Below are 11,526 nucleotides of genomic sequence, written 5' to 3'. Positions count from 1 at the left end.
ATTCATGAGAGTATCTTGAAAAGAAGTATCAAGCGGTGCACTGTGGAGGCGGACTGCCCATGAACGGATTCGTTGGACGCCGCGTCGAGCTCGGAATTCTGGACGACCTGTTGCGTCCGGTGAAGACCGGCGGGCGCAGCGGGCGTCCGGGGCGTGCCGTGCTGATCCGCGGACGGCGCCGGGTAGGCAAGTCCCGCTTGGTGGAGGAGTTCCTGGAGCAAGCCGGGCTGCCGCACGTGTTCTTCACGGCAGTCGGAGGTACTCGCGAGGAAGATCTGGCGGGCTTCGCCGCCGAGATGACAGCCTCCCCACTACCCGACGCGCCGCGGTTCCGAGATTTCGCCGCCCCGCTGACCTGGGACGCCGCGCTGACGATGCTCGCTTCCGTGCTGCCCGCCGACTCGCCCAGCGTGGTGGTTCTCGACGAGATGCCCTACCTCGTACGCGAGGACCCGACCTTCGAAGGCGCGCTGCAGAAGGCGTTCGACCGGACGTTGTCGAAGCTGCCCGTCCTGCTCATCCTCATCGGCTCCGACATCACCATGATGGAGCAGCTCAACACCTACGGGCGGCCCTTCTACCAGCGGGGCACCGAAATGGTCGTGCCGCCGTTGAATCCGGCAGAGGTCGCCTCGATGCTTGATCTGCCGCCCGCCGAAGCCTTCGACGCCTTTCTGATCTCCGGCGGGCTCCCGCTCATCCTGGAGGAATGGCCGCACGGCGCCGGGCTGTGGGAGTACCTCGAACTGGCCCTGCGCAGACCGACGTCCGCCCTGCTCGTCAGCGGCGAACGCACCCTGGCTGCCGAGTTTCCCACCGAGGCGCAGGCTCGCACCGTCCTGGGCGCCATCGGCCACGGCGAACGCACCTTCACTTTGATCGGCAGAGCCGCCGGCGGCATCAACCCCAGCTCCGTTTCGCGTTCGCTGGATCTCCTCACCTCCCGCCGCATGGTCGCCGCCGAACTGCCCCTCTCCACCAGACCCAGCCGCGAGACTCGCTATCGCCCCGCCGATCCGTACCTGCGCTTCTGGCTCTCCTTCATCGGCCCTGGCATCACGGCGGTCGAACGCGGCCGTGGTGACCGCGTCCTGGACGCCATCCGCGCCGGCTGGACGTCCTGGCGGGGCAGGGCCATCGAACCCGTCCTCCGCGAAGCCTTGTGGCGGCTGGGCTCCGACGAAGGACAGCTGCCCGCGGGCACCCATGCGATCGGCGGCTACTGGACCCGCACCAACGACCCGGAGATCGACATCGTCGGCGCCGACCGCTCCCCCATCGCGAAGAAGATCACCCTGGTGGGTTCGATCAAGTGGCTGGAGAAGAAGCCCTTCGACGAGCGAGACCTCGCCCAACTCCTCACCCACCGCTCCCAGCTTCCCGGAGCCGACGACACCACCCCCTTGCTGGCCGTCACCCGCAGCGGCTGCACAGCCGACGTCCCCACCCTCACACCCGAGGATCTCCATGACGCCTGGGCCTGAATCTGTGCCCGGCCGTGCCACTGCATGCCGGTTCCGGAGCCCCGATCCGCAGCACAGAACGAGGACGGACGAGCACCCCCTCGGTGCCCTGGGTGCTTCAGCGGGGCACCGGGCGGCCGGTGTACGCGGCGAGGCGGGTGTAGAGATCCGCGTCGGGGCCGGCCTCGGCGGCGGGGCCGAACTGTCCGCCGTCGCTACGGGATTCCGCGGGTTCGTAGGTCATGAACCACGCCAGCGCCGCCTCGGCCAGGGCGGGGTCGAGGTCGTCCGCGCGACCGGTGACGCGGGAGAGATCCCAGGAGTGGACCGTGAACTCGTGCGTGTAGGCGTCGAGCACCTCGCGGCCCGGCAGGGTGGCCCAGGGCAGGGTGCAGCTCCGGTCCAGCAGGGCATCGGCCGACCAGACCTGCTCGAAGGCCGTACGGGCCCTGCGGAACGCGTCGCTCCACCCGCCGGTGATGTCGGTGGCGGGGTCGGTCACCGTATGCGTCGCCTCGCCGCGGCCGACGGCCGTGAGCTTGCGCTGCACGGCGACGAGGTGGGCGAGGAGCGTCGCGGCGTCGTAGTCGCCGCACGGGGTCGGGCGGCCGAGGTCCTCGGCGCCGAGGGCGTCGATCTGGCGCTGGGTCTGGTCCAGCGCGGAACTCAGCTGCGGTCGCGGATCGGTGCTTCCGGCGGTCGGAGTCATGAGGCGTTGTCTTCCTCTGCTCGGGATCTGTCGCACAGACGCTAGCCGTCGCGTCTGACAGCGGCACCGAACCGGTGCCCGGCGGGCCCGCCGCCCGAACACGCCCGAGGGGTACTGGTGTTCTCGGTTCCTCATCGGCCAGGGCCTGTCCGGGCGGGCAGGGGGTGAGGTGGCCGGGAAACATCTCGACGGGCCGGTCGGGGGGCGTCCCCCGGGTGGGCCGACGCGGGGGTGTCGGCGAGCTGTTCGACTCTCGCGGTGCGGGCGCCACAGCGGACACTCCGCGGCACACCGCCCGTGGCGCCCGGCGGCCCGGGCGGCTCCCGCAAGGGGGCTCGCCGCGCCCCGTTCCGCTGGCGCGTTCCGCTCTGCCCAGTCGGCACGGTCCGGAATTACGGTGGTCGGGCACCCCCGATGCGGGGCGTTTCGCAGACGAGAAGCAATTTCTCCTTGGTGCGATCACCGAAAGCCGAGCGCCACCGCAGAGCCCGGCTTCGAGGATCTCGCGAGCACACCTTCCGCCACCGCGCGGGAATTCAGCATGCCCAGCACCGCACACCGGCCGATACCGGCACGACGGAAAGGGAAAACCCATGCCCACTGTGACCACGTCCGCGATCTGGCAATTGGTGATGGTGGTTCCGGAGAATGTGCAGGGGTACCGGTCCGACCACATCACCTGGGGGAAACCGGACGCCGAGGGCCGCGCCGCCGGACTGAAGTTCACCGGTGCCACCACCGAGGCGCCGCTGGACGGGCGGGAGTTCACCGTGGGCACCGTCACCATCGACAACTTCGCCCGCGAGGGAGCCGGTGCCCTGGAGCACTGCCCGATGCGCCTGGACATCCAACTGGAGGTGGAAGGCGGCCCGTCCCAGACGTTCACCCCCTACATCGACTACAACTCCGTCAACGACCAGGAGCAGGACAGCGACGACACGGTGGTGGTGCACCGCTATCCCACGGGGGACACCGTCACCCTCGACGGCGTCCCCTACACCCTCTCGCTCTGCGGCTTCCCGACCGGCCGCGACGAACCCCCCGCCGACGCCGTCCACATCCCCGAAGGGCAGAGCCGTACGGTCGAGCTGCGGGCCGTCCTCGTACGCAGTGACCGGCTCGACATCGCGATCCGCACGGTGCGCTTCAAGGGTGAGGTCGCCCGGACCCAGGCCGACGAGTACATCGAGATCGTCAACCGGTCCGCCGCCATGGCCCCGGCGGACGGCTGGGTCGTGAACGCGGGGCAGGACGGGCAGGACTTCGTCTTCCCCGCAGGCACCGGCGCGCTCACCCCAGGAATCCCCGTGCGCGTCTACACCGACGAGGTGCACCCGGCCTGGGGCGGGCATTCCTTCGGCCGCAGGAGCGGTATCTGGAACGACGCGGGTGACGTCGCCGAGATCCGCAACCGGAAGGGCACCGTGATCGCCCGCTACGCCTACGGCAACGCCGCTCCCTGACCCTTCCGCGTGCGGCGCGCGGCGGAGACCGTCGGCGCGACCGGCCGGACCGCGCCCTGAGTGCCGCGCGGTTCAGGCGTAGTAGAGCCGCAGGAACTCCTCCATGGCCGCGTCGGCTCCGGCGCGGTCGCCCGTGGCGAGGAGGTCGAGCAGCAGGCCGCGGACGGTGGCGAGCCCCAGCCTGGCGCGGTTCCGGGCCGTGGCGGGGTCGGCCCCCGCCGCGGCCTCGGCTGCCGCGAGCGGCTCCAGCCAGTCGTGCACGAGCCCTTCGAGGACGGGGACCGCCTCGGGGCGCCCGCGCAGCGCGTATCCGCAGACCTCGAAGAACAGCCGCTCCTGGCCGGCCAGTCGGGGGTCGGCCAGATGCTGCCAGAGGCGGCGCGCGGCGTCGACGGGCGCGAGGCCGGGGTCCCGGCGGAGGCTGATGAGCAGGTCACGCTGGCGCTGCTCGGACGTCAGGACGATCTCGGCGAACAGCCGCTCCTTGGAGCCGAAGTGGTGGATCAGCATGCGGTGGCTGACGCCGATCGCGTCCCCCAGGGCGCGCAGGCTCAGGTCCGCGATGCCGTGTGCCGCGACGTGGTCGACGGCGGCGCTCAGCAGCTGCGCGCGCCGACCCCCGTCCGCCTCGGCCCCGGGGGCGGCGGGGGAACCGTTCGCAGCTGCCACGCCGCGAGTGTACCAATCGGTACACCTGCTGTGTACCGTGTGGTACATGAAGTCTGTCACCGTGTCGACCGACGTACCGCAGACGCCCGAGCAGGTCTACGACTTCCTCGATGTCATGGCCCACCACGAGCGGTTCACCGACCACTACCTGACCGACTGGCGCTACGGCGGCCCCGCACGCGGCGTCGGATCGAGCGCCATCGTCACGGCCGCGCTGGGCGGCACAACGACCGAAGTCGCCATCGAGGTCGTCGAGGCCGCCGCACCGCGGCGCCTCGTCGAACGGAACGTCAGCGCGGGCGGCCGTCGCGTGGGCCACGGCACCTACGCCATCGAGCCGCTGCCCGCAGGCGGCAGCCGCGTCTCCTTCACGTACGCCTGGACGCACGCGCCGCTCGCCGAACGCCTGCTGGCACCGGCCGTACGCGGCACGATGCGGCGGGCCAACCGCCGCGTCATGCGACGCCTGGCCACCGAACTGGCCCGCACGTACCCGCCGCAGGGCCGTACCGGAACGGGCTGAAGCGTGGCGTCGGGCCACTCGGGGTGAGCCGGGTGGCACACGGCGCGGCCGGGGAGCTACCCGCCCGCTACGTACGGGGCGCCTCGGCCGTCTTCCGCGTCTCCGGGTTCCGGAGCAGGGCCGCGAGTACGGCGGCGCCCAGCAGGACGAGCCCGGCCGCGACGGCGAGCGCGTCCGAGTAGCCGTCCGTCGCCGCCTCCAGCGCCGCGGCCGAGCCGTCCGGGGCGTCGCCGTGGCGTGCGGCGAGGACGACGAGGGCCGACAACCCCACGGCGCCGCCGATCTGCTGGACGGAGGTGAGGACGGCCGAGCCCAGCCCGGCGTTCTCCTCGGTGGTGCCCGTGACCGCGGCGACCGTCAGCACAGGAAGGCTCAGGCCGCAGCCGAGGCTGGTGACGAGCATGCCCGGCAGTACGCCCGTGGCGTAGGCGTCGCCCGGTGCCACACCGGAGAGCAGCAGCAGACCCACCGCGCTGATCAGGAAGGACGTCACGAGGGACCAGCGCATCCCGAAGCGGATCAGTGCGTGGGAGGAGAGCCACATGCCCGTGAGGATTCCGGCGCAGAAGGGCAGGTAGGCGATGCCGACGCCCAACGGGCCGTAGTCGAGCACCGTCTGGAGGTGGATCATCAGCAGGAAGGCCATCGCGTAGAAGGCGGCGGAGAAGAGCAGGCTCGCGACGTTGGCGACGGCGCGGGTGCGGAAGGCCAGGAACGCCAGGGGCACCAACGGCTCGGCCGTACGCGACTCGACCACCAGGAACGCGGCGGCCAGGGCGGCGGACAGCAGCAGCGGCACGACGACGGCCCGGTCGCCCCAGCCCGTCTCCCCGGCCTGGAGCAGGCCGAAGACCAGGGACAGGACGGCGCCGGTGCCCAGCACCGCGCCGGGTACGTCCAGGCGCGGCGGGCGGGTGGCCCGGCTCTCCTCGACCAGGCGCGGGAGCAGCACGAGGACCAGCACGACCACCGGCAGGTTGATCAGGAAGACCCAGCGCCACGAGGCGAGGCCGGTGAGCACCCCGGAGATGACCAGACCCAGCGTGCCGCCCAGACCCGCGACGCCGCCCCAGACGCTCAGCGCCCTGGCGCGCTCCCGCCCTTCCTCGAACAGGAGCGTGATCAGGGACAGCGAGGCCGGGCTCGCCATGGCCGCCCCCGCCCCCTGCGCGAACCGTCCGGCCACCAGTTGCCAGGGCTCCTGCGCGAGCCCGGAGAGCAGGCTCGCCGCGCCGAAGAGCGCCACGCCGCACAGGAAGACGCGGCGGCGGCCCAGCAGGTCGGCCGCGCGGCCGGAGAGCAGCAGCAGCCCGCCGAAGGCGAGGAAGTAGGCGTTGACGACCCAGGCCAGGCCCGCGGCGCCGAACCCGAGGTCGTCGCGGACGGTGGGGAGGGCGACGCTGACCACGTTGTCGTCCAGGACGAGCATGAACTGCACGAAGCACAGCACGATCAGCGCCGGCCGCCGCCGGTCCCGGTGCTTCTCCGGGCGGTCCCGGCGGTTCTCCCGGCGGCCCGCGTCGGGCGGCGCCGAGGTCATGCGGTGTCCCCGGTGGCCGCGACCGGCCCGTACGTCCCGCGGTGGCGCCCTGGGTGCAGGTGGATGATCGACATGCCACGACGCTACGCAGAAGGCCTCGATGGCCACAATCCGCTACGGGGCCACGTAGTGTCGCGTTGAGGACGTACGCTGCGCAGCATGGTCGACGCCGGCACCGGAGATCCCGCGGAAATACTGACGGAAGCCGCCCCGACCGGGGTCGGCGCCATCGTCGTCGGGCACTTCCCGTTGTCGTCGGGGCAGTGGATCGCCCCGCACCGGCACCCGCAGCACCAGCTGGCGTGGACCCGCCGCGGCGTGCTGGGCATCGCCGTCGACGACACCTACTGGGTGCTGCCGCCGACCCGGGCGCTGTGGCTGCCCGCGGGGGTCGTGCACCGGACGGGCGCGACCCGCGACGCGGTGCTGTGCAGCCTCTACCTCGAACCGGACCGGTGCGGCCTGGACTGGGCGCAGCCCACGCCGGTCGCCGTGGACGGGCTGCTGGCGCACCTGTTCACCCACCTCGGCCGGAAGGACCTCGCCGACGACGCGCGGCTGCGGGCCGAGGCGGTGGTCCTCGACCTGCTGCGCCCGCTGCCGGCCACGCCCATCGACGTGCCGCACCCCGTCGACGCGCGCGTGCGCGCGGTGGGCGACGCGCTGCTCGCCGATCCCGCCGACCCGCGCGGCCTCGACGCACACGCGCGGGCCATCGGCGTGAGCCGGCGCACCCTGACCCGGCTGTTCGTCCAGGACACCGGCATGAGCTTCGACCGCTGGCGCACCCATGTGCGGCTGCGGGCCTCGCTGTCCCTGCTCGCCGAGGGCCGGTCCGTCGCCCAGGTCGCCCGCGCGGTGGGGTACACGACGCCGAGCGCGTTCCTGGCGGCCTTCCGCCGGACGGTCGGCACCTCCCCGAAGCGCTACCTGACGGGAGACGGCGACGACGCGGCGGACGGGGCGGACGCGCCGCCGTCTGACCCGTCCGCCTGACCCGTCCGCCTGACCCCGCCGGGCGCCCGCCGGGTCAGCCCGCGCGGGGGCGTTCGGCCGCGCCCAGGATGTGGAGGCCCGCCGGGGAGGGGAACCGGGTGGCGGGGAAGGTGAACCGGTCGACCGAGACCAGGGTGAACCCGGCGGCGGTGATGGCCGACCGCGTGTCGCGGCCGGTGTGGCAGCCCCCGCACAGCAGCGGCCAGAGCGTGGCGTCCAGCCCGCGCTGCACGCGCCGCATGGCGGGCGTGTCGGCGCGTACGTGTTCGAAGAAGCGGAGCGTGCCCCCGGGGCGCAGTACCCGGTACGCCTCTGCGAGGGCGGCTCGCGGATCGGCGACCGAGCACAGGGTGAGGCAGTGGACGGCCGCGTCGAACGAGGCGTCGGCGGCGGGCAGCCGCTCGGCGCGGCCGGCCGTCACCTCGACGCGTACGGGGGCGTCGGCGGCGGCGCGCGCGGCGAGGGCGCGCAGCCTCGGCTCGGGCTCCACGGCCAGTACGCGCTTCACCTCGGCCGGGTAGTGCGGGAAGTTCAGGCCGTTGCCGGCGCCGATCTCCACGACCTCGCCGGAGACGCCCGCGAGGAGGCGCTCGCGGTGCCGTGTGGCGCCCGCCTTGGCCAGGGCGGGGCCCGCGACGTTCGCGTAGAAGCGGGCGAAGAGCGGGTGTCGGGTGGTACGGCGGCTCATCCTCGGTCCCCGGCTCTTTCGTCGCGGTCGGCTGCCCGGCTGCCCATGATGCGCCGTGCCGCGCCGCGGGGCGCGCGACCGACACGGTCCGGCGCCCGGACCGGCGCCGCGGCGGGGGCGTCTCCATTGCACTCCTATACCCCCCTGGGGTATGTTCCGCTGCATTCGCAGAATACCCCCCAGGAGTATGAGGTGAGGAAGATGTCCACGCACCCGACGACCGCGCCCGACCCGCGGCGCTGGCTAGCGCTCGCGTTCATCGCCATGGCGCAGTTCATGGTGATCATGGATACGTCGATCATCGGCGTGGCCCTGCCCGAGATGCAGGCCGATCTCGGCTTCACCCAGGGCAACCTGTCCTGGGTCTTCAACGCCTACGTCATCGCCTTCGGCGGCCTGCTCCTGCTCGGCGGCCGGCTGTCGGACCTGTTCGGCGCGAAGCGCGTGTTCAGCGCGGGCTGGGTCGTACTGGCCGCCGGTTCGCTGCTGGCCGGCGCCGCGAACGAGGTCTGGGTCGAGCTGGCGGGCCGCGCCGTACAGGGCCTGGGCTCCGCGCTGATCGCCCCGTCCGCGCTGACGCTGCTGATGATGCTCTTCGGCGGCAACCCCCGGGAACTCACCAAGGCGTTCGCGCTCTACGGCGCCGCGGCTCCGGCCGGCGGCACCGCGGGCGTCTTCCTGGGCGGCGTCATCACCGAGTACACGAGCTGGCCGTGGGTCTTCTACCTCAACATCCCCGTCGCCGTGGTCACCCTGATCGCGATACCGCGCCTGATGCCCACCGCACCGCCGCGCCGCGGTTCGGTCGACATCGCGGGCGCGCTCACCGTCACCGTCGGCCTGGGCGCCCTCGTCTACGCCGTCGTACGGGCCCCCGAGATCGGCTGGGGCGCGGGCCGGACCTGGCTGGTGCTGGCCGCCGGACTGCTGCTGCTCGGACTGTTCGTCGCCGTGCAGGCCCGGCGCCGCGAGCCGCTGATGCGGCTGAGCATCCTGCGCACACCCAACCTCTCGGGCGCCAACCTGGCGCAGCTGCTGCTGGCCGGCGCGTGGGTGCCGATGTGGTTCTTCCTGAACCTCTACCTCCAGCAGGTGCTGGGGCTGGGCGCGTTCGAGTCCGGCGCCGCGCTGCTGCCGATGACGGGCGCGGTGATGCTGATGATGATCGTGGTGGCGCCCCGGTTCATGAACCGCTTCGGCCCCCGGACGATGACCGTGGCGGGCATGGCGGCCCTGGCGGCCGGGATGCTGTGGCTGTCCTTCGTCCGCCCGGACGGCGACTACTGGATCGACGTCCTCCCCGCCACGCTGGTCGCCGCGGCAGGCATGTCGCTCGCCTTCATCCCCTCCCTCGGCACGGCCATCTCCAGCGCGCGCCCCGAGGAAGGCGGCCTGGCCTCCGGCATCGTCAACACCAGCTACCAGATCGGCTCCGCGCTGGGCCTCGCCGCGATGACCGCACTCGCCGCCGCCCAGGGGGCCGACGAGTTGGGCGACCTCGGCGCACTCACCGACGGCTTCTCCGCCGCCTTCCTCGGCGCCGCGGGCATCGCCGCCGTCGGCGCCGCCCTGGCGGCGGCCACGCTGCGCCGGTCCCCGGCGCAGGGCGCGCAGGCGCCCGCGGCCGAGACGGAGCCGACGGTGAGCCGCTGACCGGGCGTGCGTACGCCAGCCGGCCCGCGCCCCGACCGGGCCGCTGCCGGCCGGACCCCCGGCCGGCAGCGGCCGTTCCCCGCGACGAAGAGGAGCAGGACATGACCGCGAAGAACGCCCCCGTACGCCGCACCGGCCACGAGGCCCTGACACGCGCCCTGGCACACCCCGCGGTGCGCTGCGTGGCCGCCTGCCTGCTGAGCGCCGCCGCCCGGCGCATCGCGGCGGGCAAGGGCGGGGAGAGGGGCGGCACTTGCACTTGATACCAGGCAGGGGTATACATGAACCCAGCAATTTTTAATACCCCCCAGGGGTATTTATGCTTCTTGTCCCGTCCCCGCTACCCCCGCCACCCCAGGAGTGATCCCATGTCCGACGCGACCACCACCACCGCAGCCACCACCACCGCCTCGTCCTGCTGCACCACGGACGGCAGCTGCCACTCCGAGCCCGCCGCCCAGCCGGCCGTCACCACCGTCTTCCAGGTCGACGGCGTGCACAGCGGCCACTGCCGGAGCAAGGTGACGGCGCTGATCGGTGAGCTGGAGGGCGTCAGCGAAGTCCAGATCGAACTGGCCACCGGCCGGGTGTCCGTCACCTCCGCGGGCGAGCCCGACGAGGCGCGGATCGCCGCGGCGGTGGACGGCGCGGGCTACGCGTTCCAGGGGCGGGCCGCCTGACCGGCCCCCTCCGCGACCGGGGCCCCCGCGGCCCCGGTCTGCACGCACCGCGCACCGCGCTGGCCACCACCGTCGTGCAGCACATCGTGAACGCGCCACCCACCGCGTCGACGGCGGCACCGACGCCCGCCAGCACCGCGTCCAGCCGGGCCGCCGGGGGCCCAGCTGGACGGGTCGCGTGCATAACCGCTGGCCATCCGGGGTCCGGGCGGTGATCATGGGGCGGTCCCGCCCCGACGTGCCAGGAGCCGCCCGTGCCGCCCGCCCCGCCCGACCCGGACGTCGTGCATCCGATGCCCGGACAGCCCCGCGTCGTGCTGCTCAAGCCGCTGGTCACCTCGCCCCTCATCGAGGTCGGCGAGTTCACCTACTACGACGACCCGGACGACCCGACCGCCTTCGAGACCCGCAACGTGCTGTACCACTACGGGCCCGAGAAGCTGGTCATCGGGAAGTTCTGCGCGTTCGGCACGGGCGTGCGGTTCCTCATGGGCGGCGCCAACCACCGTATGGACGGCCCCTCCACGTTCCCGTTCCCCATCATGGGCGGCGCGTGGGCCGAGCACTTCGACCTGATCACCGGCCTCCCCGGGCGCGGCGACACCGTGGTCGGCAACGACGTGTGGCTCGGCTACCGGGCCATGGTGATGCCCGGCGTCCGGATCGGGCACGGCGCGATCGTCGCCTCGGGCGCCGTCGTCGTCGACGACGTCCCCGACTACGGCATCGTCGGCGGCAACCCGGCCACACTCCTGCGGTGCCGCTTCGCCGCCGAGGACATTGCCCGCCTGCTGGAACTCGCCTGGTGGGACTGGCCGTTGGAGCACATCACCGAGCACCTGCGCACCATCAGCTCCGGCAGCGCCGACGATCTGGCGGCCGTCGCCCCCTGAAGCCGTGGCCGGACAGCGGAGGACCCGGCCGCCGGGTGGCGGGCCGGGTCCTCGAAGGCTCCGGGGTCAGAAGGCGAGGCCGCCGCCCAGGTCGATGCCGATTGCGGACGCCGTGTGGAGGGATTGGGCGGCCAGCATCGTGCCCGTGGCGGCCACCAGGGTGAGGATTCGGCGAAGGCGCATGGTGCAGTCTCCAGAGTTGTTTCTGTCGTGACTGGCTGTGTATGCCCCGGCGCGGTGGTTCTACGT

The 11,526-nt window shown here is 72.8% G+C and carries 12 protein-coding genes; 8 read left to right on the top strand and 4 right to left on the bottom strand.

The annotated features are described in order from the left end of the window. The first annotated feature begins 59 nt into the window (after positions 1–59). Positions 60–1,484, top strand: a complete 1,425-nt coding sequence (locus H299_RS0113665; protein ID WP_027748866.1) for a DUF234 domain-containing protein — start codon at positions 60–62, stop codon at positions 1,482–1,484. 97 nt (positions 1,485–1,581) lie between these two features. On the opposite strand, the gene H299_RS0113660 is transcribed toward H299_RS0113665, so the two are convergent. Then, entirely contained in the window at positions 1,582–2,172 is a 591-nt protein-coding gene (locus H299_RS0113660; protein WP_027748865.1) for a TIGR03086 family metal-binding protein, read from the bottom strand. 593 nt (positions 2,173–2,765) lie between these two features. On the opposite strand from H299_RS0113660, the gene H299_RS39940 reads away from it, so the two are divergent. Then, a complete protein-coding gene (locus H299_RS39940; protein ID WP_199782441.1) occupies positions 2,766–3,635 on the top strand; it encodes a choice-of-anchor K domain-containing protein in 870 nt (289 codons plus the stop codon). Positions 3,636–3,707: 72 nt separating this feature from the next. Here the strand turns inward: H299_RS39940 and H299_RS0113650 are convergent, their stop codons facing one another. Next, entirely contained in the window at positions 3,708–4,304 is a 597-nt protein-coding gene (locus tag H299_RS0113650) for a TetR/AcrR family transcriptional regulator (protein ID WP_051262439.1), read from the bottom strand. A gap of 46 nt (positions 4,305–4,350) precedes the next feature. Here H299_RS0113650 and H299_RS0113645 point away from each other — a divergent pair, with 46 nt between their 5' ends. After that, positions 4,351–4,827, top strand: coding sequence for an SRPBCC family protein (locus tag H299_RS0113645; RefSeq protein WP_027748862.1), 477 nt, complete (start codon positions 4,351–4,353; stop codon positions 4,825–4,827). 67 nt (positions 4,828–4,894) lie between these two features. Here H299_RS0113645 and H299_RS0113640 read toward each other — a convergent pair whose 3' ends face one another. Beyond that, positions 4,895–6,367 carry an MFS transporter gene (locus tag H299_RS0113640; protein WP_027748861.1) on the bottom strand — a complete coding sequence of 491 codons (1,473 nt, stop codon included), beginning with the start codon at positions 6,365–6,367 and terminating at the stop codon, positions 4,895–4,897. Positions 6,368–6,526: 159 nt separating this feature from the next. On the opposite strand from H299_RS0113640, the gene H299_RS0113635 reads away from it, so the two are divergent. After that, the gene (locus H299_RS0113635; RefSeq protein WP_051262438.1) at positions 6,527–7,363 is read left to right on the top strand and encodes an AraC family transcriptional regulator; all 837 of its coding nucleotides are present in this window, start codon (positions 6,527–6,529) and stop codon (positions 7,361–7,363) included. Positions 7,364–7,397: 34 nt separating this feature from the next. Here H299_RS0113635 and H299_RS0113630 read toward each other — a convergent pair whose 3' ends face one another. Continuing rightward, positions 7,398–8,051 carry a class I SAM-dependent methyltransferase gene (locus H299_RS0113630; protein ID WP_027748859.1) on the bottom strand — a complete coding sequence of 218 codons (654 nt, stop codon included), beginning with the start codon at positions 8,049–8,051 and terminating at the stop codon, positions 7,398–7,400. A gap of 201 nt (positions 8,052–8,252) precedes the next feature. Here H299_RS0113630 and H299_RS0113625 point away from each other — a divergent pair, with 201 nt between their 5' ends. From H299_RS0113625 to H299_RS0113610, 4 genes are all read left to right on the top strand, one after another. Next, on the top strand, positions 8,253–9,704 hold the full coding sequence (locus tag H299_RS0113625) for an MFS transporter (protein WP_027748858.1): 1,452 nt from the start codon (positions 8,253–8,255) through the stop codon (positions 9,702–9,704). Positions 9,705–9,805: 101 nt separating this feature from the next. Beyond that, entirely contained in the window at positions 9,806–9,967 is a 162-nt protein-coding gene (locus tag H299_RS39605; protein ID WP_158692325.1) for a protein-tyrosine phosphatase family protein, read from the top strand. Positions 9,968–10,072: 105 nt separating this feature from the next. Continuing rightward, the gene (locus H299_RS0113615; RefSeq protein WP_027748857.1) at positions 10,073–10,384 is read left to right on the top strand and encodes a heavy-metal-associated domain-containing protein; all 312 of its coding nucleotides are present in this window, start codon (positions 10,073–10,075) and stop codon (positions 10,382–10,384) included. A 293-nt stretch (positions 10,385–10,677) separates the two neighbouring features. Continuing rightward, on the top strand, positions 10,678–11,277 hold the full coding sequence (locus H299_RS0113610) for a CatB-related O-acetyltransferase (RefSeq protein WP_486587265.1): 600 nt from the start codon (positions 10,678–10,680) through the stop codon (positions 11,275–11,277). Positions 11,278–11,526 lie beyond the last annotated feature (249 nt).

The sequence above is a fragment of the Streptomyces sp. CNH287 genome (assembly GCF_000424825.1).
This window is presented reverse-complemented; position numbering and strand designations above follow the sequence as displayed.

Bases quoted from the DNA above. Each gene is read 5' to 3' on its own strand.
- H299_RS39605 (WP_158692325.1), top strand. From the start codon at position 9,806: ATGACCGCGAAGAACGCCCCCGTACGCCGCACCGGCCACGAGGCCCTG.
- H299_RS39940 (WP_199782441.1), top strand. From the start codon at position 2,766: ATGCCCACTGTGACCACGTCCGCGATCTGGCAATTGGTGATGGTGGTT.
- H299_RS0113635 (WP_051262438.1), top strand. From the start codon at position 6,527: ATGGTCGACGCCGGCACCGGAGATCCCGCGGAAATACTGACGGAAGCC.
- H299_RS0113660 (WP_027748865.1), bottom strand. From the start codon at position 2,172: ATGACTCCGACCGCCGGAAGCACCGATCCGCGACCGCAGCTGAGTTCC.
- H299_RS0113645 (WP_027748862.1), top strand. From the start codon at position 4,351: ATGAAGTCTGTCACCGTGTCGACCGACGTACCGCAGACGCCCGAGCAG.
- H299_RS0113610 (WP_486587265.1), top strand. From the start codon at position 10,678: ATGCCCGGACAGCCCCGCGTCGTGCTGCTCAAGCCGCTGGTCACCTCG.
- H299_RS0113665 (WP_027748866.1), top strand. From the start codon at position 60: ATGAACGGATTCGTTGGACGCCGCGTCGAGCTCGGAATTCTGGACGAC.
- H299_RS0113630 (WP_027748859.1), bottom strand. From the start codon at position 8,051: ATGAGCCGCCGTACCACCCGACACCCGCTCTTCGCCCGCTTCTACGCG.
- H299_RS0113615 (WP_027748857.1), top strand. From the start codon at position 10,073: ATGTCCGACGCGACCACCACCACCGCAGCCACCACCACCGCCTCGTCC.
- H299_RS0113625 (WP_027748858.1), top strand. From the start codon at position 8,253: ATGTCCACGCACCCGACGACCGCGCCCGACCCGCGGCGCTGGCTAGCG.
- H299_RS0113640 (WP_027748861.1), bottom strand. From the start codon at position 6,367: ATGACCTCGGCGCCGCCCGACGCGGGCCGCCGGGAGAACCGCCGGGAC.